A 20,030-nucleotide genomic window follows, 5' to 3' on the forward strand; every position below is an offset into this window, starting at 1 on the left:
AGATCAGCTCTCGTAACCGAGGTTCGGTGCCAACCAGCGCTCGCTGACGCTGATGTCCTGGCCCTTGCGCGCGCTGTAGCGCTCGATCTGGTCTTTGTCCACCTTGCCCACGGCGAAGTACTGCGCCTGCGGGTGAGCGAAGTACCAGCCGCTGACCGCCGCTGCCGGGAACATGGCGAAGTGTTCGGTAAGGAACACACCGCTCGGCCCGGTCTCGCCGATGGCTGTGCCGTCGAGCAGGCGGAACAGCGTGGCTTTCTCGGTGTGGTCCGGACAGGCCGGATAACCAGGAGCAGGGCGAATACCGCTGTACTGCTCCTTGATCAGCGCTTCGTTGTCCAGGTGTTCGTCCTTGGCATAACCCCAGTACTGCTTGCGGACCTGCTCGTGCAGCCACTCGGCGCAGGCTTCGGCCAGGCGATCGGCCAGGGCCTTGACCATGATCGAGTTGTAGTCGTCGCCTTTGTCCTGGTAGGCCTTGGCCACTTCCTCGGCACCGATACCGGCGGTGGTGATGAAACCGCCGACGTAATCGGTCACGCCACTGTCCTTGGGCGCGACGAAGTCGGCCAGGGAGAAGTTCGGCTTGCCGTCCGGCTTGATGGTCTGCTGACGCAGGTGGTGCAGGGTGGCGAGCTTCTCGCCGTTGTCGCCGTAGACCTCGATGTCGTCATGCTCGACCTGGTTGGCCGGCCAGAAGCCGAAGACCGCACGGGCACTGATGAGCTTTTCGTCGATCAGCTTGTCGAGCATCTCGCGGGCATCGTTGTACAGCGAGGTAGCGGCCTCGCCGACCACTTCGTCGGTGAGGATACGCGGGAATTTGCCGGCCAGGTCCCAGGAAATGAAGAACGGCGTCCAGTCGATGTATTCGGCCAGTACGCGCAGGTCGATGTCCTCGAGCACCTTGACGCCCGTGAAGGAGGGCACCGCTGGGGTGTAGCCGGCCCAGTCATACTGAGGCTTGGCGGCGATGGCCTGGTCGTAGCCCAGGCGCTCGGTGCGGGCGCTGCGGTTGGCGGTGCGCTCACGGACTTCCACGTATTCCTGGCGGGTCTTCTCGACGAAGGCCGGCTTGAGTTCCTTGGACAGCAGCTGAGTGGCCACGCCCACCGCACGCGAGGCGTCGGTGACGTAGACCACCGCGTCGTTGGAGTACTTGGGCTCGATCTTGACCGCCGTGTGGGCCTTGGAGGTGGTGGCACCGCCGATCATCAGCGGCAGCTCGAAGCCTTGGCGCTGCATTTCGCGGGCGACGTGGACCATTTCGTCCAGCGACGGGGTGATCAGGCCGGAGAGGCCGATGATGTCGCATTTCTGCTCTCGGGCGGTCTGCAGGATCTTCTCCGCTGGCACCATCACGCCCAGGTCGACGATGTCATAACCGTTGCAGCCAAGCACCACGCCGACGATGTTCTTGCCGATGTCGTGCACGTCGCCCTTGACCGTGGCCATGAGGATCTTGCCCTTGGCCTCGGGGGTATCGCCTTTCTCGGCTTCGATGAACGGGATCAGGTGGGCCACGGCTTGCTTCATCACTCGGGCGGACTTGACCACCTGAGGCAGGAACATCTTGCCGGCACCGAACAGGTCGCCAACTACGTTCATGCCGCTCATCAGCGGCCCTTCGATGACCTCGATGGGGCGCGCGCACTGTTGGCGGCACTCCTCGGTATCCTCGACGATGAAGGCGGTGATGCCTTTGACCAGCGCGTGCTCCAGGCGTTTTTCCACCGGCAGCGTGCGCCACTGTTCGTTTTCCACTTCCTTGGTCGCGCCGCCGCCCTTGTAGTCGTCGGCAATCGCCAGCAGTGCGTCGGTGCCGTGCGGGGTGCGGTTGAGCACCACGTCCTCGACCTTCTCGCGCAGCGCCGCCGGGATCTCGTCGTAGATTTCCAGTTGGCCGGCGTTGACGATGCCCATGGTCAGGCCGTTCTTGATGGCGTGGTAGAGGAATACCGAGTGGATCGCCTCGCGCACCGGGTTGTTGCCGCGGAAGGAGAACGACACGTTGGACACGCCGCCGCTCGACAGGGCGAATGGCAGATGCTCGCGGATGTAGGCGCAGGCTTCGATGAAGTCCACGGCGTAGTTGTTGTGTTCCTCGATGCCGGTGGCCACGGCGAAGATGTTCGGGTCGAAGATGATGTCTTCCGGCGGGAAGCCCACTTCATTGACCAGGATGTCGTAGCTGCGCTGGCAGATTTCCTTCTTGCGCGCGGCGGTGTCGGCCTGGCCGACCTCGTCGAAGGCCATCACCACCACGGCGGCGCCGTAGCGCTTGCACAGGCGGGCATGGTGCTTGAATTGCTCGACGCCTTCTTTCATGGAGATCGAGTTGACGATGCCCTTGCCCTGGATGCACTTGAGGCCCGCTTCGATTACCTCCCACTTGGAGGAGTCGATCATGATCGGTACCCGGGAGATATCCGGCTCGCCCGCGATCAGGTTGAGGAAGCGGACCATGGCAGCCTTCGAATCGAGCATGCCTTCGTCCATGTTGATGTCGATCACCTGCGCGCCGGCCTCGACCTGCTGCAGGGCCACTTCCAGTGCTTCGGTGTAGTTCTCCTCGCGGATCAGGCGGGCGAACTTGGCGGAACCTGTGATGTTGGTGCGCTCGCCCACGTTGACGAACAGCGACTGACGATCGATGGTGAACGGCTCCAGACCCGACAGGCGGCAGGCCTTGGGGATGTCCGGAATTTCGCGTGGTTTGTACTTGGCCACGGCCTCGGCGATGGCCTGGATGTGCGGCGGGGTGGTGCCGCAGCAACCGCCGATGATGTTGAGAAAACCACTGGCAGCGAATTCCTCGACCACCGCGGCCATTTCAGCCGGGGTTTCGTCGTACTCGCCGAAGGCGTTGGGCAGGCCGGCGTTGGGGTGGGCCGAGACGTGGGTGTCGGCCTTGGTGGCCAGCTCTTCAAGGTAGGGGCGCAGGTCCTTGGCGCCCAGGGCGCAGTTCAGGCCTACGGAGATTGGCTTGGCGTGGCGCACCGAGTTCCAGAACGCCTCGGTGGTCTGGCCGGACAGGGTACGGCCGGAGGCGTCGGTGATGGTGCCGGAGATCATGATCGGCAATTCGACGCCGTCTTCCTCGAACACTTGCTGCACGGCGAAGATCGCCGCTTTGGCGTTGAGGGTGTCGAAGATGGTCTCGATCAGCAGCAGGTCGGCGCCGCCTTCGATCAGGCCGCGGGTGGCCTCGGTGTAGTTTTCGACCAGCTCGTCGAAGGTGACGTTGCGATAGCCCGGGTCGTTGACGTCCGGGGAGATCGAGCAGGTGCGGCTGGTAGGGCCGAGCACGCCAGCGACGAAGCGAGGCTTGTCCGGGGTTTCCAGTGTCTTGGCGTCGGCCACCTGGCGGGCGATGCGCGCGCCTTCGACGTTGAGCTCGTACACCAGCGCTTCCATGCCGTAGTCGGCCTGGGAAATCTGCGTGGCGTTGAAGGTGTTGGTCTCGAGGATGTCGGCGCCGGCGTCGAGGTAGGCTTTCTCGATCGAGGCGATGACATCGGGGCGGGTGAGCAGCAGTAAATCGTTGTTGCCCTTGACGTCGCTTGGCCAATCGGCGAAGCGCGTGCCACGATAGTCGTGTTCCTCGAGGCGGTAGCTTTGGATCATAGTACCCATGCCGCCGTCGAGGATCAGTATGCGCTCCTTGAGTGCTTGCTGGAGTGCTTGGAAACGAGCGCTGCGGTCGGACATAGGAACTACCTGGTCGGGCGAATTTCGGAAGGTGCTGAATAATAACAAAGCTGCACGGATTTTAGGCGTGCCGGCCATTTGCATGAATTTCCTTCATGTTGGTGAGCGCGCCAAAGCACCCAAGGACCGGTCAGGCAATCGTGATGGCTTTCAGGAATCAGGACATTCGGCACATGGTGCATCGTTTACTTGCTGGCGCTTTCGCACTGCTCATCAGCGGCGTGGCGTTCGGGCAAGCCCCTCAATCGAGCCCGGCGATTTCGTACACCCGGGACATTCAACCGATCTTCACTGAGAAGTGCGTGGCCTGCCATGCATGCAACGACGCGGCCTGCCAGCTCAAGCTGGAAAGCCCAGAAGGTGCGGTGCGCGGTGCTTCCAAGACGCCGGTATACCAGGGTGAGCGCAGCAAGGCGGTGCCCACCACGCGGCTGTTCTATGACGCCCACGACGAGCAGGCCTGGCGCAAGATGGGCTTTTATTCGGTGCTCGACAACCAGGGCAGCCAGGCCGCGTTGATGGCACGTATGCTCGAGCTGGGTCACAAGACGCCGCTGACGCCCAACGCCAAGCTGCCCGAGGAGATCGTCTTGGGGCTCAACCGTAACAACATGTGCCCATTGCCCCATGAGTTCGACGCCTACGCCGGTGCCCACCCCAAGGAGGGGATGCCGCTAGCTGTCACCGGGCTCACCGATGCCGAGTACCAGACCCTGCAGCGCTGGCTGGCGGCCGGTGCGCCGGTCGAATACCAGCCGATCCAGCCCAGCGCCATCGAGTCCCGGCAGATCGCCGAATGGGAAGAGCTGCTCAACCGTCCGGGTTCCACCGAGGCCCTGGTGGGCCGCTGGCTGTACGAGCATCTGTTCCTGGCGCATGTCTATTTCACCGGGGGCGAGCCGGGGCACTTCTTCCAGTGGGTGCGTTCGCGCACCCCAAGCGGCAAGCCGGTGGACATCATCGCCACCCGCAGGCCCAACGACCCGCCCGGCACTGACTTCTATTACCGCCTGATCCCGGTACAGGGTGTGATCGTGCACAAGACACACATCACCTACCCGATGGGCCCGCAGAAGCTCAAGCGCGTCAAGCAACTGTTCTACAGCGGCGACTGGCACGCCACGTCACTGCCGGGGTACGGCCCGCGCCACCGCTCCAACCCGTTCGAGACCTTCGAGGCGATCCCGGCGGTGGCGCGCTACCAGTTCATGCTGGACAACGCCGAATACTTCGTGCGCACCTTCATCCGTGGCCCGGTGTGTCGTGGGCAGATCGCCACCGATGTGATTCGCGACAACTTCTGGGCGCTGTTCCAAGAGCCGGCCCATGACCGCTACATCACCGATGCCGAGTACCGCGGCAAGGCGACACCGCTGCTGGCGATGCCTGGGCAGATCGACGACGTGGGCAGTGTGCTGAGTCTGTGGCATGCCTATCGCGACAAGCGCAACGAGTACGAGAAGCTGCGTCGCGAAGCTTATGCCCAGATGCCTGCACCGAGCTGGTCGACCCTGTGGGCGGGCAATGACAATGCGCTGCTGACCATCTTCCGCCACTTCGACAGCGCGTCGGTGAGCAAGGGCCTGATCGGCGACGTGCCGCTGACCACCTGGTTGTTCGACTACCCGCTGTTCGAGCGCACCTACTATCAATTGGCGGTGAACTTCGATGTATTCGGCAACGTCTCGCACCAGTTGCAGACCCGCCTGTACTTCGACCTGATCCGCAATGGTGCCGAGATCAACTTCCTGCGCCTGATGCCGGCCGACCAGCGCGGCGCGATCCTGAGCGACTGGTACCAGAACAGCGGCAAGGTAAAGATGTGGCTCGACTACGAGGACATCGACACCAGTACACCAAGTGCGCTGAAGCTGGACGAGGCAAATCCCAAGCGTGATTTCGGCCTCAAATTGCTGCAACGCACTGGTAGCCTCAACGCGGCGCCCGATCCGATCAACCGCTGCACTGGTGCCCATTGCTCGCGTCCGCAGATGAGCGCCGAGTTCCAAGATGCCGAGCAGAGTCTTAGCCGCCTGGTCTCGCGCCCGGCTGCCGGGCTCAAGGTGATCAACCAGTTGCCCGAGGCGACCCTGCTGCGCATCGAAGGGCAGGGCGGCCAGCGCCAGGTCTACAGCCTGTTGCGCAACCGCGCCCACAGCAACGTCGCCTTCCTGCTCGGCGAGGCCTATCGCTACCAGCCAGGCCTGGACACGCTGACCCTGTACCCGGGCGTGCTCAGCAGCTACCCGAACTTCATCTTCAACATCCCGACCCAGGATGTACCGGAGTTCGTCGAGGACATGGAGGCTGCCCGCGACGATACGGCCAAGTTCGAGCGGATCGTCATGCGCTGGGGCGTGCGCCGCAGCCACCCTGAGTTCTGGCGCTACTTCCATGACCTGAACACGTTCATCAAGGAGACCGAGCCTGTGGAAGCGGGTGTGCTGGACATGAACCGCTACGAGAACCTTTGATCGGGTCGGGCTGACCTTTTCGGATACGTTGCGGTCGGACCTGCCGGGTGGTCCTGATCCATCGCGGGGGCTACGTGGCAGCCCTTGGCGGGTAAACCCGCTCCCACGGTTTCGCCGCAAGCCGTGCGCAAGCGGGTTTAGCTTCGACGAGCGCGCAGTGCGCGCCGCTGCGTTCGATCGGGGCCTCAATGCACCGAAAACCGCAGGAACCGGCATGCTGTATTCGCTTCAGGCTCTCCGGGCATTCGCCGCCTGGGTGGTGGTCTGCCACCACTTCATGCAGATCTTCTTCGACTTCAACGCTACCGGGCCGATCGGCCGACTGCTCGCCGAACGAGGCGCCGTGGGCGTGGATATCTTCTTCGTCATCAGCGGGCTGGTGATATACCTCTCGACCCGCGACAAACCTATCGCGCCCGGGCAGTTCCTGCTCAATCGGGTGCTGCGCATCGTTCCTGCCTATTGGTTCTACACATTGCTGATGGCCTTGCTGTTGCTGGTGGCCAGTCGCTGGATGCCGCACCAAGTGTTCGACGGGCAGCATCTGCTGCTGTCACTGTTATTCATCCCGGCGGAGAACCCCGGCGGCTACGGCTTGTATCCGACACTCAACGTCGGCTGGACGCTGAACTTCGAGATGTTCTTCTACCTGTTGTTCGGCCTGGCCTTCCTGGTGCGACGGCGACACCATCTGTTGCTGGTGAGCGCAGCTCTGTTGATGGTCAGTGAGGTGCTTGGACGCATGGGCGTACTGAGCCGCTTCTACAGCAACGGCATCATCTACGAGTTCTTGCTGGGCATCGGCATTGGCGTGCTGTACCGCCGCGGGCTGGTGCGCGAAGGGCTGTGGTTGCCGCTGATGGTACTGGGGTTGGCGGGGTATGCCTTGTATCAGCTGGATGCCTCCGTGCGCCTGCTGCACTGGGGCGTGCCGAGTGCGTTGGTAGTGTTGGCGTTTGTCGCACTGGAGCCGTATTTCCATGGCAACCGGGTGCTCAAGGCACTGGGCGACTGCTCCTATTCGGTGTACTTGATTCACGTGCTGGTGCTCTATGGCGGCTGGTTCGCCAGTCAGCGCCTGGGCTTGAATCCCTATGCGGTGTTTGCCGTCTGCGTGCTGTCCATTGGACTAATGTCGTGGCTCAGCTTCCACTGGCTGGAGCGCGGCCTGTACCGGCGTATGCAGGCCTGGTTGCGTGAAGACAGGGAGCCAGCCCAGGTGCTGGCGCTTTCCCGAGTCAAATACTAGGACTTTGTTCGGGGGCCAGGTTGGCGTACACTTGCCGACAAGTCTGTGAGGAACTTCCATGAGCGCTATAACCATTACCGACGCCGCCCATGATTACCTGGCCGATCTGCTGTCCAAGCAGAACACCCCGGGCATCGGCATCCGCATTTTCATCACCCAGCCGGGTACCCAGTACGCTGAAACCTGCATTGCCTACTGCAAACCAGGCGAGGAGAAGCCCGACGACACGGCCGTGGGCCTGAAGAGCTTCACCGCGTACATCGATGCGGTCAGCGAGCCGTTCCTGGAGGACGCGCTGGTCGACTACGCCACCGATCGCATGGGTGGTCAGCTCACCATCAAGGCACCCAACGCCAAGGTGCCGATGGTCAACGAGGACAGCCCGCTCAACGAGCGCATCAACTATTACCTGCAGACCGAGATCAACCCGGGACTGGCCAGCCACGGCGGCGCCGTGAGCCTGGTGGATGTGGTCGATGACGGCATCGCCGTGTTGCAGTTCGGCGGCGGCTGCCAAGGCTGCGGCCAGGCCGACGTCACCCTCAAGGACGGCATCGAGCGCACCCTGCTCGAGCGTATCCCGGAGCTCAAGGGTGTGCGTGACGTGACCGACCACAGCAACAAGGAAAACGCCTACTACTGATCCATGCTCCCTGGCGTGGGTTCATCCAGCGTTCTCTTTGCAAGATGTTGCACCTAGCAACAAAGTGTTACGGAATCAAGCCCTGCGACAACAGGCCGCAGCCCGGATTTCAAGGGCTGCAGGCCGATCCCTCCTTCGTCGGGTGGATGCCCCTGGGGTGTCATGCCAGAATGCCTCGGTTTTTCGTCGGCCCATCCCAGGGGCCGGCACCTTCCCTATAAAGGATGGTTCCATGACTGATTTACTGACCCGGCGTGCTGTCGTCGCCGGGATGGGCGTTCTGGGGCTTGGCCTGCTGGCCGGTTGCAACCCGGCCCGGGGGCTCGAGTTCAAGTACGGCAAGAACATGAGCAACGAAATCCTCGGGCGCAAATTCCGCCTGAAGGACACCCAAGGCAACGAGCGCACCCTGTCGAGCTTCTATGGCTCCATGCCGATGATCTTCTTCGGCTTCACCCAGTGCCCGGCTGTCTGCCCGACCGCCATGGCGCGCGCGGCGCAAATCAGGAAGTTGCTCAGGGGCCGCGACCGCGACCTGTTCCAGGTGGTGCTCATCACCCTGGACCCGGAGCGTGATACCCCAGAAGTGCTCGATGCCTACGTCAAGGCCTTCGACCCGTCGTTCACCGCCCTGACCGGCACCCCCGAGGAAATCGCCGAGGTGGCCAAGGAATTCAAGGTGTTCTACGAGAAGGTCCCCGCCGGCGATACCTACACCGTCTCTCATTCGTCCACCAGCTACGTCTATGACACGCGTGGCACTCTGCGCTTGAGTCTTGGCCATTCCCTGACCGCCAAGGAATGCGCCGAAGACCTGGTCACCCTGATGGAGATTTGCTAATGGCTGTTTCACTGCAACCTGCCAAACGTACGCTGGCCGTTCTGGCCATGATGGGCCTGGCCTTGCCGGCCCTGGCCCAGACCACCGTGAGTGATGCCTGGGTTCGCGCCAGCGTGCCGCACCAGCAGTCCACTGGCGCGTTCATGACGCTGACTGCCGACACCGACAGCAAGCTGCTCAGCGTGGCCTCGCCGGTCGCCAAGACCGTGCAGATCCACGAGATGAGCATGAAGGGCGACGTGATGAGCATGGGGGAGGTCAAGGCCGTCGACCTGCCCGCCGGTAAAGCGGTCTCCCTCGACCCTAACGGCTACCACGTGATGCTCATGGGCCTGACCCAGCAGGTCAAGGAAGGCGAGCAGGTGCCGCTGACCCTGACCATCGAAGATGCCAAGGGAACAAAGCAGACCCTGGAAATCCAGGCACCGGTTCGCCCGCTGGGGGCTGAAGCCGGGCATGATCACGCGCACATGCACTGATCGGTGGCATGGGCTGCCGCGCAGCCCAACGCGACACAAGGCCGCTCCCACCGTGTGGGCGCGGCCTTGCTACATAAAAGGGGCGCCAAAGCGCCCCGATCGACTTTACAAATACTGCTCAGCTACGAAACCTCGGCAACGGTCGCTCGATGGTCAGCGAGGTCAAGGTCTTGCGTACCTGGGCGTCTTCGGCCTCCAGTGCCTTGAGGCTGGCGCGGATCTTGCCAGCCGCGGGCACATCGCCCTGCCGGTCGATCCAGTCGGCAATCTCCTTGCAGGCACTGCTCAGACAGGCTTGGCGCTGGTTCATCAGCGTCAGGAGGGTGGTGAGCTCTCTATCGGACATGGCAGGTTCCTCCGTTCAGCCCTTTCAGTGTAGCAGGGGGTGGGGCTCCTGCCTGATGTGGTGGCTGGGTACTCACTGCGCATCAGCACCCTCACGTCTCGCGCGATGCACAACGACTGCATTATCCATTGAATGGCATATACACACAGCTTGGGTAAGACGGTCTTCATCCTCTCTATATGGGTCTTGGTCGGAGTGCGAGGCGCCTGTTGGAGTTGGTATAGGGCAGGTGCTGTTTACAATATTTTGTATGCGTGGGAATTTTCATACAAGTTTGGCTTCATGATTTTTCCTGTTACGGCTTCGTCGTGGATTCATGTTGTTTTTATGGGCTTATCAAACTACGGTTTATTTGCTCGGTCATTGCTGGGGAAACAAAAATCATCAAGTGCTAGAGAGGATGTTTAACATGAAATCAGCAAATTCGTGTTGGGTAGAGAAGGCGTGACGGGGTTGTTCCTGCTTTGCGAATCTCATCTTTCCTACCATACCCATCCCGAGAATAGTTACATCAGTATCGATGTCTACACCTGTGGCAAGAGCAATGCGTCTCGACACGCCTAGGCGGGACATCAGTGAAGACGAACTGATCTATGTGACGGCTTAGGGAAGGCGAAGCGGCATGCGTGGATTGAACTTGAATGCGGGTACCCGGGCGCTGGCGACCGGCTACTTCTTTTCCAAATGGGCGGCGGTTGGCTACGTTTTCTCGCTGCTGGCCACGGGTACCGTGCTGGGCGGCCTGCTCTACACCAGGTTCAATCGACACACCTCGGCGCGTCTTGTGTTGCGCTATTGGGGGCTATATGGCGCGTTGTTTTTCATCGCTGCCGTGGCGCTTCAGTTCAACACCTGGCTGTTCCTGTTGGTACTGTTCTTTGTGGGGTTCATCGGCGCCTTTGTCGATATTGCCATCGTGACCAATATCCAGTGCTTGTCGAACGAGCAGGAGGTCGGGCGCAACTTCTCGCTGTACTACTTCACTGCGGTAATCGGTGATGCCTTTTCAGGGTTGATTGCCAGCGTCGTCTATTTCCTGGTCGGCCCGGCCACCTTCGTTGGGATGACGTTCATGCTGGTTGTCGCTCCCCTGCGCTGGAATATCAAGAAAGGAGCTCCGGATGAGCATCAGGATCGTGCATAGTGCTGTTATTAACCTTTGAAACCCCTGCACAAGGCCTGGAGCCAGAGGTCTTCCTGGGGCTGTGCAGACGGATTTGGGAGACCAAGCGCCAGGGGCGTGCAGTGCGTTTGGTGGGCATTGCGGTCAAGGTGCGACGCAAGGCATTGACCCATCTGCAGTTGGAGCTGCCTTTTTGAACTGTGTGACCGGGTGCTAAACGAACCGACACGCCTGCCGATACGCCCCCGGCGTCACGCCATAGGCCTGCTTGAATTGCCTGCTGAGGTGGCTCTGGTCGGCAAAACCCAGGGCGAAGGCGACTTCTGAGGCGGGGAGGCCGCTCTTGAGCAGCTCTCGGGCGCGGGACAGGCGGCGCTGCTTGAGCCAGGCGTGGGGTGGCAGGCCGGTGGCCTGGCGGAACACCCGGGCGAAGTGGAAGGGGGAGAGGTTGACCGCTGCGGCCAAGGCTTCGAGCGACGGTGGGTCGGCCAGCTGGCTTTCGAGCAGTTCGCGGGCGCGGGCCACAGCGCGCGGTTCGTTGCCGGGGGCGGGCGCCTCGGCGCCGTGGCCATGGCGTTGTACCAGCGCCAGGACTGCCTGGCGCCAGGCGGTCTGTTGTTCCAAGGCGCTTGCGTCGGACTCCGACAGCCGATGCAACTCGCTGAACAGGGCGGCCAAGGCGGGGTCCTGGATCACGCTGTCCTTGAAGTGCGGCATGCCATGGCGACCCAGCTCCAGCTCGTCGAGCACGCCGGTGACCCGTTCGTGCTCGGGGTAGAAGCCACGATAGCGCCAGCCTGCCTCGTGTGCCGTGGCGCCGGTGTGCAACTCGTCCGGGTTGATCAGCACCATGCTGCCCACCGGTGCCAGGTGCTCGCTGCCACGATGCCAGAATCGCTGGGCGCCGGACTCGATCACAGTGAACACGTAGCCTTCATGCACATGGGGGGCGAAGCGTTGCTGGAAATACCGCGCGTGCAGCATTTCCACATCGCCCAGTGCCGGGGCTTGCCAGAGGTGGGTCTGTTCGCGCGGGGGCGTGTTCATGCCAGCCAGCTGCGCAGGAGGAAGAAGATCAACATGCTCACCAGCATGCTCAGCAACACACTGCGGGTCAACAGCACCAGGGCGATGGCCACCAGTGAGCCGAGCAGGTAGGGGTTGGTGAGGCTCAGGTCCAGTTGATGCCCAGGCAGGAAGATGATCGGCCCGCAGATGGCCGTCAGCATGCCAGGTACGGCGAAGCCCAAGAATTGCCGGGCATTGGAGCTCAGGCGCAGGGGCAGGCGCGGTTCCAGGAAAGCGTAGCGGTTAAGAAACACCACAAGGCCCATGGCGAAGATCAGCAGCCAGGTCATGAGCGGCCTCCGGTGAGTTTCTGGCAAGCGAAGCCGGCGCTCATGCCCAGCAGGCCGGCGGCGACCAGAGCGGTCTCCCAATGCCAGTGGCTGAACAGCACCGAACACAACAGCGACACCGCCACGCACACCACTGTCGGCAGGTTGCGCACCAGCGGTGCGATCAACGCGACGAACGTGGCGACGATGGAAAAGTCCAGGCCCAGCTGGTCCAGGTGTGGAATGTTCTGGCCTAGCAGGATGCCGGCCAGGGTGAACAGATTCCAGGCCACATAGAACGTCAGGCCGACGCCCAGGGCGTACCAGCGGTTGAACTGCTGTTGGTCGTAGCGGCTGGTCAGGGCAAAGAATTCATCGGTGAGCAGAAAGCCCAGCCCCAGGCGCCAGCGCAGCGGCTGGCCGGACAGCACCGGACGCATGCTCAGGCCGTAGAGCAAATGTTGGGAGGTCAGCAACAAGGTTGTGAGCAGGATCGAGAACAGGTTGGCACCGCCCTTGAGCATGCCGATCGCTACCAATTGCGCGGCCCCTGCGAAAACGATGGCCGACAGCCCTTGGCCCTCCCAGGCGCTGAGGTTGGCCTCGATGGCCATGGAACCGGCGAGCAGGCCCCAGGGGGCTACGGCCAGGGATAAGGGCATGATGGCGATGGCGCCATGGAGGAATGCTTGGCGGGCGACAGGTGGGCTGCAGGGCATGGTGGTGACTTGAATCGGCAAGGCAGTCCAGCATGCCAGAGCGGATGGGGCATGGCTTGAACATTCTTGCTGCCTGCCCCTTGCTAAGCGAGTCTAGCGTTTGCTGGTCAGGTGTCGTTGGGCTGCGGCGCAGCCATTGATGTCCACTGCCTTTTGCAGCAAGGTCTGGCGTTGTTGAGGATCGAGGTCGCCGAGCAGACGATACACCTCCGCCTGGTAGTCCCGCTGGCGCCCCCACTGCATTTCCAGGCCTTGGGGTTGACTGCGGTTGCAGGCCAGCCGTATCGCAGGCTGAGGGTAATAGGCGGCATAACGGGTGGCCATGCTGGGGATCGCTTCCAGCGCCTGACGGTAGGCGGGGCTTGCGTTGTAAGGCGGGCACCAGGTCGCGATCGCCGGGGCGGGTGGCGCGAATCCTTGTTGCAGGCTGGCTTCGAGCAGCGGGCAGGCCGCATCCGGAATTTGCGCCGTCGGCAGGTAGGTCATGTAGTACAGCGCCAGGCGGTACTGGGCGACCGGATGGTTGAGTGCCACCGATTTTTTCAGCAAGGCCACGGCGGTGGGCAGGGTTCGCGCCAGGGCCTGGCCTTGGCGGCTGAGTTCCGGGTCGCTGCCAATCGAGGTGCGCAGTGGGCTGGGGCTGTCGTCCTGGAGGTCGGCCTGCTCCAAGAGGGGCAGGGCCTGGCGGTAGAGCAGATCGGCATGGGGGTCGATCTGTACTTCCAGCGCTTGGGCGTCGAGCGCCAGCACGGCCATGAACAACGGCGACCAGAAGAAGGCGCGGTTCACAGGTAGGCCTCGCAGGCGGACTGGCCAGGGTGGGCCAGATACGGCAGGACGGCTTCGATCATCATGGCAGTTACGCATGTACCTCAAGCGAATCAAGAGCGACGACGCCGTATTCTAGCCACCCAACGCTGCCTGCCGAAAGGCCAATCCTGTTTTGTCAGACTAGCCTGACGGGCGGTGGTCGATAATTGGCGTGCTTTTCCTGGGCCAGCCCGAGCTTGGCGGTGATCACCTTGGCCAGTGCACTGTTGCCCAAGTCGTTGAAATGCAGGCGGTCGACGAACAACGGTTGGTCGAACATCGCGCAACTGCTGAGCATGCAGTTCATGTCATAGCAGGGCACCTGCGCGGCCTGTTGCTTGATGCGTCGAAAGAAGTCCGTGTGCAACTGGCTGTCGAAGACGTCGGCCAGCAGGCGGTCGAAGTTCGTCGGCTGGCGTTGCAGGTGCTGCAGCATGAGCTGCTCGCCCTGTGGAATGGCCTCCCGGCACCAGGGCAACAGGGGCTGAAGGATGAAGGTGAGGGTGGCATAGCCACCGCCCAGCAGGCGGTCCCACTGCTGCAGGCTGCGGCCGATGGTGTCGGCGGCGCGTGCCAGGCGTTTGTCGGGGGGCGACAGCTTCCAGGCGGGGGCCGGCGATTGTCTGCGAGGCGCCAGGGCTTGGCCCAGGCGGCGCCAGAGCGACTCGCCGGGTGGTGGATGGGCGGTGTGCACGCCTTCGTTGAAGCTGTTGAGCAGGTCCTGGTAAGCCAGGGCGTGCCCTTGTTCGTGATCGCCCGCCAGCACTTCGCCCAACGCCTCGTGTGCCACGGTGTTCAGGCCGCTGAGTACGACTACGTGGCCGACCTCTGTGAAGCGATGTTGGTGGGTCAGGAACATCAGCAGTTCCTGAGTGGCATTGAGGCCGCAGCCGGCCAGGCTCAGCCAGACCTCGCCGGTCAGCGCCGACAGGTAGGAGGCGATCGTGTGTTTGTCGGAGCTGGCGCCGATGCCCAGGGTGGTCGAACCACCTACCAGCAGATTGACCCGCTTGACGCCGCTGTGCTCGGTCACCGAGCAGCGTCTGTCGGCACAATGGCTGTAGCGCATGCCATGGCTGTCGGTGTTGATGGTGCCGGAGCGATAGCCTCGTTCATGCATGTAAAGGGTATGCGGTGCGCGACGGCTGCCCAGTAGCAGGAAGCGCTGATAGTCCTGCTGCAGGGGAAGAGGGCTGCCCTGGACGTTCGTGTCATGGTCGATCGGTCTCATGGGCGCTCCTTTGGCACGCGAGGTCGAGGGTGGCGCGGTTCAGCCGGCCAGCTCCTTGATGTTGTAGGCCAGTCCGGCAAGGGCGATCAGCAACAGGGCAATGCCCGAGGCAAGTGTGATGATGCGGTTGCTGCGTTGCGAGGCGATCTTGCCGATGGCGAATATGTACAGGCTGAGCACGGCGAAATCGATGGCAATCCATAATAGCGACAGCACCACCATGCTCTTGCCGAACGATTCGGTGATCTGGATGAACTGCGGGAAGAAGGAAATGAAAAAGATGATGTCCTTGGGGTTGGAGATGCCCACCATGAACCCTTGGAGCAGCCCGCCGCGTCCAGGCTGTTCAGGGGCCTGCGCTGGCACGTCGAGGGCTGGCGCTTGCAGCGCTTCCCGAAGGGTAGTGATGGCGATGTAGGCGATGAACAGGCAGCCCAGCAGGCTCATGCCGCTGAGCCAGGTCTTGTCGACCGCAGCGCTGGTCATGATGATCCAGGCAGCGGCGGCGATCAGGACAAGCGAAGCCCAATTGGTGCCGATGGCGGTCGACAGCGCCTTGCGCGAGCCTGAGGTAGCCGCGGTATTGACGATCAGTGCCACCACTGGGCCAGGGGTGGCGATCAGCAGCAGCACGGTGAGGGCATAGGTGGCGGTGAGTGCGGTGTTCACGGTCAGTTCTCGATCAGGGTTTCAGGTGTTGCATGCGCATGGAATGGGCAGCGCGAAGGGTTGAGCGAGCCCGGTTCCTGGAGTTGATACTGGCGCCATTCGAAATTGTCCTCCTGGCCGAAGAAGCCCAGGGTATCGGGGACGACGCCATCGTTGTAATGGCGTACCCGCTCGCGAATGCGTGCACGGATGCGACGGCCGCTTTCGGTGGCGGCGCTGGCGACCTCGTCGAAGCTCTCCCGCGGGTTGATGACGAAGGCGATGTGCGCGCCCAGGTTGCGGCTTTTCATCTGCCGGTGGGCCGGGAAATTCATGTTGATGAACAGCGCCATGCCAGCGAAGCAGAACGACCAGCCGCTGTCATGAGGGTCTGTGGGTAGCGTCCGAGGCCAGGGTTGCGGGTCCAGTTCATGGACTTGTTGCAGCACCGACCAGGCCAGCGCCTGCTGTTCGGCCAGCGTGCTGTCTGGCTCGGTTTCGAGAAACACCAGCAAGGGGTTGCCGATGCGCTGCCTGAGCGGGATCGGTTCGAGGATGCTCACGTAATCGGCGAGCCCTCGGGCAATGTCTGTCGCCAGTTGCGTCGCGCGCGCGAAGACCAGATGGCAGGTGCCGGCGGCGACCGCCTTGCGGCCGAACAGGCAGGGAAAGTCGGGATGGCCGAGCAAGGTACGAAACTGTGCGAGGGTTTGATACGCCCAATGTTGGCATTTTTGGATATGTTCAGCGGCCAGCTCTAGCGCATCCAGGCGATAGCAATTTCCATAACCCGTAAACATGGTGTCCCCAGAGATTCAGTGACATCTAAGCAAGATGTATGCGGTTTCCATTGTAAATTTGTGATTTAACAGCATTTTCTGAGAACCCTCCGACGTTGTAAAACGTGTGGAACTATGACCTACTATTAGTCTCACTCATGCTTTGGGCAGGACCATGTCAGAACGGATTCAAGCACTCCACGCCTTACGCGCCTTCGAAGTGGCCTCGCGCTACGGCTCCTTCACCCGAGCAGCCCAGGAGTTGGCCTTGACCCAGGGAGCGGTAAGCCATCACGTCAAGACCCTAGAGGCCATGTTCGGCTGCGACCTGTTCGAGCGGCGCGGACCCAAGCTGCGCCTGACCGAGCATGGCCGGTTGCTGGCCCAGGAGCTCAAGGTGGGTTTCAAGATCATCGAAAACGCCTGCGCCTTACTGCGTCAGGACCGCTACGGCCTTCGTCTGAAGGCGCCTTCGACCCTCACTGTGCGCTGGTTGCTCAAGGCGCTGGATGGCTTCAAGAAAATCGACAATAGCTGCACTGTGCAGTTGTCGAGCGTCTGGATGGACATCGACACGGTGGACTTCTATTCCGAGCCCTACGACTGCGCCATCCTGTTGGGCAATGGACGCTTCGCCGCGGATGTCGAGAGCCTGAAACTGTTCGACGAGTGGCTGATCCCGGTGTGCCATCCTGAGTATCTTCAAGGCGCTGAGCCGGGGCTATCTGCGCTGCAGCATTGCGACCTGTTGCACCCCTCGCCGGATCGGCGCGACTGGCGGCGCTGGCTGGCGCGGATGGACGCCCAGGACATCAGCATCGACCAGGGACAGGTTTTCGACACTCTCGACCAAGGTATATCGGCGGCCCAGCAGGGCCTGGGCATCTCGGTGGTCGACCTGGTGCTGGCCAGCGCCGACCTGGCCGCGGGCCGTCTGGTGACGCCGTTCAAGCACGCGGTGGCCACAGGTGATGGCTATTACATGACGTGGCTCAAGTCCAGCCCCAAGGCGCGCCACATGCAGCGCCTGCGGGACTACTTGCTCAGCCAGGTGCCGCCACTGGCTCACAAGGACATCGATTACCTCTACGGCTGATGACAAGCCCAGCGTACGGATCGGGCGCGCCCTGGATTGAATGGCCCCATGCAATCAAGACAGTCGCTCCCGTCCCGGCGCGGTAGAATGACGCTTTGCCAACGAACATGATCGAGGTCGACGCGGTGCAGTTGCAGCAGGGCTTTGTCCTCACCCGCCATTGGCATGACACGCCCGAGGGCACCTGCGTGGAGTTCTGGCTGGCCACCGACCAGGGCCCACGGCAGTTGCGTCTGGCGCCGCAGGTGTCGGTGGCGTTCATCGCAGCCGGGCAAGGCGAGCACGCGCGGCTGTTGCTGGGGAACGAGCAAGGGGTCGAGCTGCGCCCGCTTGGCTTGCGCGACTTCGAACAGCGTCCGGTATTGGGCCTGTATTGCCGGCAGCACCGTCAATTGATGCAACTTGAGCAGCGCCTGCGCAGCGCCGGCATCGAGGTTTTCGAGGCTGACATCCGCCCACCGGAGCGCTACCTGATGGAGCGTTTCATCACCGCGCCGGTGCTCTTCAGCGGTCAAGCCGATGCCCAGGGCGTGATCTGCGATGCCCATCTCAAACCCAACCCTGACTACCGCCCTGCGTTGCGCCTGGTGTCGTTGGACATCGAGACCAGCGAGCGCGGCGAACTCTACAGTATCGCCCTGGAAGGCTGCGGCCAGCGGCAGGTCTATATGCTGGGGCCGGCCAACGGCGATACCCGCGAAGTGGATTTCGACCTCGAATACTGCGAGGACCGCGCCCAGTTGCTTGAGCGCCTCAACCAGTGGTTCGCACGCCATGACCCGGACGCGATCATCGGCTGGAGCCTGGTGCAATTCGACTTACGCCTGCTGCATGAGCATGCCGCGCGTCTGCAGGTGCCGCTGACCCTGGGACGCAACGGTGCGCCGCTGACTTTGCGCGCCCATGGCAGCCGCAACCACGTGTTCGCCGATGCCCCAGGCCGGCTGTTGATCGACGGCATCGAATCACTGCGCTCGGCCACCTGGAGCTTTCCGTCGTTCAGTCTCGAGAGTGTCGCCCAGACCCTGCTGGGCGAGGGCAAGGCCATCGACTCGCCCTACCAGCGCATGGACGAAATCAACCGCATGTTCGCCGAGGACAAGCCTGCGCTGGCGCGCTACAACCTCAAGGACTGCGAACTGGTCACGCGCATTTTCGCCCATACCCGTCTGCTGGAGTTTCTCCTGGAACGCGCCACAGTCACGGGCCTGCCGGTCGATCGCAGCGGTGGTTCGGTGGCAGCGTTCTGTCATTTGTACATCCCGCCCATGCACCGGCTGGGGTATGTCGCGCCGAACCTGGGCAGCCGCCCGGACGAAGCCAGCCCCGGCGGCTTTGTCATGGATTCGCGCCCTGGGTTGTACGATTCGGTGCTGGTGCTCGATTACAAGAGTCTGTATCCCTCGATCATTCGTACCTTCCTGATCGATCCGGTGGGGCTGGTCGAAGGCCTGGCCCAGCCGGACGATGCGCATTCGGTGGAGGGATTTCGCGGGGCCCGGTTCTCCCGTACCCGGCACAGCCTGCCGGCGATCGTCGAGCGGGTCTGGCAGGGCAGGGAGGCGGCCAAGCGCGCAGGCAATGCGCCGTTGTCCCAAGCACTGAAGATCATCATGAACGCCTTCTATGGCGTGCTGGGTTCCAGTGGCTGCCGGTTCTTCGACTCCCGGTTGGCATCGTCGATCACCATGCGCGGTCATCAGATCATGCGTCAGACCCGGGCGCTGATCGAAGCCCGTGGCTTCGATGTGATCTATGGCGACACCGACTCCACATTCGTCTGGCTCAAGGGGACGCACAGCGAAGAGGCCGCCGCGCGTATCGGCCGTGAGCTGGTAAACGAGGTCAACCAGTGGTGGCGCCAGCACCTTGAGACAACCATGGGCCTGGACAGCGCCTTGGAGCTGCAGTTCGAAACCCACTATCGACGCTTTCTCATGCCGACCATCCGCGGTACCGACGAGGGCAGCAAGAAGCGCTACGCCGGCCTGGTCCGCCGCGCCGAGGGCCAGGAGGAGATGGTCTACAAGGGGCTGGAGTCGGTGCGCACCGACTGGTCACCGCTGGCCCGGCAGTTCCAGCAGGAGCTGTATGGACGTATTTTCCGCGGCCAGCCCTATCGGGACTATGTGTGCGATTTCGTGCGACGCACTTTGGCCGGTGAGCAGGATGACTTGTTGGTCTATCGCAAGCGTCTGAGGCGTCCTCTGGCCGACTACCAACGCAACGTGCCGCCGCATGTGCGCGCCGCGCGCTTGGCCGATGAGTACAACAGCCGCCTGGGGCGAGCGCAGCAGTACCAGAACGGCGGCTGGATCAGCTACGTCATCACCACGGCCGGTCCCGAGCCGTTGGAAAACCAGCAGTCTCCGATCGATCACGAGCATTACCTGTCGCGTCAGTTGCAGCCAGTGGCCGACGCGATCCTGCCTTTCGTCGGTGATGACTTCGGCACATTGACCGGTCGGCAACTGCTGTTGTTTTGAGGTGGTAGCTATCTAGCGTTCCTTCGCCAAGCCAGGCGCCTAGCCTTGTCGCTCCAGT

Annotated in this window: 18 protein-coding genes and 1 pseudogene; 10 read left to right on the forward strand and 9 right to left on the reverse strand. The window is 62.4% G+C overall.

The annotated features are described in order from the left end of the window. Positions 1-3: 3 nt before the first annotated feature. Positions 4-3,711, reverse strand: a complete 3,708-nt coding sequence (gene metH / locus DQ397_RS24245) for a methionine synthase (RefSeq protein ID WP_043206921.1) — start codon at positions 3,709-3,711, stop codon at positions 4-6. A gap of 173 nt (positions 3,712-3,884) precedes the next feature. Between metH and DQ397_RS24250 the strand changes: the two genes are divergently transcribed. The 5 genes from DQ397_RS24250 to DQ397_RS24270 all read left to right on the forward strand — a co-directional run bounded on the left by DQ397_RS24250 (position 3,885) and on the right by DQ397_RS24270 (position 9,397). Then, positions 3,885-6,185 (forward strand): fatty acid cis/trans isomerase, encoded by a 2,301-nt coding sequence (locus DQ397_RS24250; protein ID WP_043206919.1) that lies wholly within the window; start codon positions 3,885-3,887, stop codon positions 6,183-6,185. Positions 6,186-6,399: 214 nt separating this feature from the next. Further along, on the forward strand, positions 6,400-7,434 hold the full coding sequence (locus tag DQ397_RS24255; protein WP_043206917.1) for an acyltransferase: 1,035 nt from the start codon (positions 6,400-6,402) through the stop codon (positions 7,432-7,434). Positions 7,435-7,492: 58 nt separating this feature from the next. After that, positions 7,493-8,077 carry a Fe-S biogenesis protein NfuA gene (nfuA, locus tag DQ397_RS24260; RefSeq protein WP_043206916.1) on the forward strand — a complete coding sequence of 195 codons (585 nt, stop codon included), beginning with the start codon at positions 7,493-7,495 and terminating at the stop codon, positions 8,075-8,077. 232 nt (positions 8,078-8,309) lie between these two features. Continuing rightward, positions 8,310-8,918: an SCO family protein gene (locus DQ397_RS24265; protein ID WP_043206915.1), complete on the forward strand. Its 609-nt coding sequence runs from the start codon at positions 8,310-8,312 to the stop codon at positions 8,916-8,918. Further along, entirely contained in the window at positions 8,918-9,397 is a 480-nt protein-coding gene (locus DQ397_RS24270; protein WP_043206913.1) for a copper chaperone PCu(A)C, read from the forward strand. The genes DQ397_RS24265 and DQ397_RS24270 overlap by 1 nt, the downstream gene beginning before the upstream one ends. Before the next feature lie 118 nt (positions 9,398-9,515). Here DQ397_RS24270 and DQ397_RS24275 read toward each other — a convergent pair whose 3' ends face one another. Then, complete coding sequence (locus DQ397_RS24275; RefSeq protein ID WP_043206911.1) at positions 9,516-9,743, reverse strand: hypothetical protein; 228 nt, start codon at positions 9,741-9,743, stop codon at positions 9,516-9,518. Positions 9,744-10,169: 426 nt separating this feature from the next. On the opposite strand from DQ397_RS24275, the gene DQ397_RS24280 reads away from it, so the two are divergent. From DQ397_RS24280 to DQ397_RS24610, 3 genes and pseudogenes are all read left to right on the forward strand, one after another. Further along, positions 10,170-10,307 (forward strand): S-adenosylmethionine decarboxylase, encoded by a 138-nt coding sequence (locus tag DQ397_RS24280; RefSeq protein WP_372240781.1) that lies wholly within the window; start codon positions 10,170-10,172, stop codon positions 10,305-10,307. 112 nt (positions 10,308-10,419) lie between these two features. Then, a pseudogene (locus DQ397_RS24285) lies at positions 10,420-10,887 on the forward strand (MFS transporter); the annotation flags it as partial. Continuing rightward, entirely contained in the window at positions 10,887-11,063 is a 177-nt protein-coding gene (locus DQ397_RS24610; protein WP_178113816.1) for a hypothetical protein, read from the forward strand. The pseudogene DQ397_RS24285 and the gene DQ397_RS24610, both read left to right, overlap by 1 nt. 16 nt (positions 11,064-11,079) lie before the next feature. Here DQ397_RS24610 and DQ397_RS24290 read toward each other — a convergent pair whose 3' ends face one another. The 7 genes from DQ397_RS24290 to DQ397_RS24320 form a co-directional block, all read right to left on the reverse strand. Further along, entirely contained in the window at positions 11,080-11,913 is an 834-nt protein-coding gene (locus DQ397_RS24290) for an AraC family transcriptional regulator (RefSeq protein ID WP_043206909.1), read from the reverse strand. Beyond that, entirely contained in the window at positions 11,910-12,224 is a 315-nt protein-coding gene (locus DQ397_RS24295) for an AzlD domain-containing protein (protein ID WP_043206906.1), read from the reverse strand. Before DQ397_RS24295 ends, DQ397_RS24290 begins: the two co-directional genes overlap by 4 nt. Beyond that, complete coding sequence (locus tag DQ397_RS24300; protein WP_043207072.1) at positions 12,221-12,922, reverse strand: AzlC family ABC transporter permease; 702 nt, start codon at positions 12,920-12,922, stop codon at positions 12,221-12,223. The genes DQ397_RS24295 and DQ397_RS24300 overlap by 4 nt, the downstream gene beginning before the upstream one ends. A gap of 93 nt (positions 12,923-13,015) precedes the next feature. Continuing rightward, positions 13,016-13,678 (reverse strand): hypothetical protein, encoded by a 663-nt coding sequence (locus DQ397_RS24305; protein ID WP_043207070.1) that lies wholly within the window; start codon positions 13,676-13,678, stop codon positions 13,016-13,018. A 190-nt stretch (positions 13,679-13,868) separates the two neighbouring features. Beyond that, a complete protein-coding gene (locus tag DQ397_RS24310) occupies positions 13,869-14,963 on the reverse strand; it encodes a hypothetical protein (RefSeq protein ID WP_043206904.1) in 1,095 nt (364 codons plus the stop codon). 39 nt (positions 14,964-15,002) lie between these two features. Next, positions 15,003-15,632, reverse strand: coding sequence for a LysE family translocator (locus DQ397_RS24315; protein ID WP_043206902.1), 630 nt, complete (start codon positions 15,630-15,632; stop codon positions 15,003-15,005). A 2-nt stretch (positions 15,633-15,634) separates the two neighbouring features. After that, positions 15,635-16,411 carry a YqcI/YcgG family protein gene (locus DQ397_RS24320; protein WP_043206900.1) on the reverse strand — a complete coding sequence of 259 codons (777 nt, stop codon included), beginning with the start codon at positions 16,409-16,411 and terminating at the stop codon, positions 15,635-15,637. A 154-nt stretch (positions 16,412-16,565) separates the two neighbouring features. Here DQ397_RS24320 and DQ397_RS24325 point away from each other — a divergent pair, with 154 nt between their 5' ends. Then, positions 16,566-17,486, forward strand: a complete 921-nt coding sequence (locus tag DQ397_RS24325) for a LysR substrate-binding domain-containing protein (RefSeq protein ID WP_043206898.1) — start codon at positions 16,566-16,568, stop codon at positions 17,484-17,486. Positions 17,487-17,611: 125 nt separating this feature from the next. Then, on the forward strand, positions 17,612-19,972 hold the full coding sequence (locus tag DQ397_RS24330; RefSeq protein WP_043207068.1) for a DNA polymerase II: 2,361 nt from the start codon (positions 17,612-17,614) through the stop codon (positions 19,970-19,972). Positions 19,973-20,030 lie beyond the last annotated feature (58 nt).

Origin of the sequence: Pseudomonas sp. CK-NBRI-02, from assembly GCF_008124495.1 — a bacterium.
GTDB lineage: Bacteria > Pseudomonadota > Gammaproteobacteria > Pseudomonadales > Pseudomonadaceae > Aquipseudomonas > Aquipseudomonas guariconensis.

Coding starts and splice junctions, on each gene's coding strand:
- DQ397_RS24250 (WP_043206919.1), top strand. CDS start 3,885: ATGGTGCATCGTTTACTTGCTGGCGCTTTCGCACTGCTCATCAGCGGC.
- DQ397_RS24265 (WP_043206915.1), top strand. CDS start 8,310: ATGACTGATTTACTGACCCGGCGTGCTGTCGTCGCCGGGATGGGCGTT.
- DQ397_RS24290 (WP_043206909.1), bottom strand. CDS start 11,913: ATGAACACGCCCCCGCGCGAACAGACCCACCTCTGGCAAGCCCCGGCA.
- DQ397_RS24300 (WP_043207072.1), bottom strand. CDS start 12,922: ATGCCCTGCAGCCCACCTGTCGCCCGCCAAGCATTCCTCCATGGCGCC.
- DQ397_RS24255 (WP_043206917.1), top strand. CDS start 6,400: ATGCTGTATTCGCTTCAGGCTCTCCGGGCATTCGCCGCCTGGGTGGTG.
- DQ397_RS24270 (WP_043206913.1), top strand. CDS start 8,918: ATGGCTGTTTCACTGCAACCTGCCAAACGTACGCTGGCCGTTCTGGCC.
- nfuA (WP_043206916.1), top strand. CDS start 7,493: ATGAGCGCTATAACCATTACCGACGCCGCCCATGATTACCTGGCCGAT.
- DQ397_RS24295 (WP_043206906.1), bottom strand. CDS start 12,224: ATGACCTGGCTGCTGATCTTCGCCATGGGCCTTGTGGTGTTTCTTAAC.
- DQ397_RS24325 (WP_043206898.1), top strand. CDS start 16,566: ATGTCAGAACGGATTCAAGCACTCCACGCCTTACGCGCCTTCGAAGTG.
- metH (WP_043206921.1), bottom strand. CDS start 3,711: ATGTCCGACCGCAGCGCTCGTTTCCAAGCACTCCAGCAAGCACTCAAG.
- DQ397_RS24310 (WP_043206904.1), bottom strand. CDS start 14,963: ATGAGACCGATCGACCATGACACGAACGTCCAGGGCAGCCCTCTTCCC.
- DQ397_RS24320 (WP_043206900.1), bottom strand. CDS start 16,411: ATGTTTACGGGTTATGGAAATTGCTATCGCCTGGATGCGCTAGAGCTG.
- DQ397_RS24305 (WP_043207070.1), bottom strand. CDS start 13,678: ATGGCCGTGCTGGCGCTCGACGCCCAAGCGCTGGAAGTACAGATCGAC.
- DQ397_RS24275 (WP_043206911.1), bottom strand. CDS start 9,743: ATGTCCGATAGAGAGCTCACCACCCTCCTGACGCTGATGAACCAGCGC.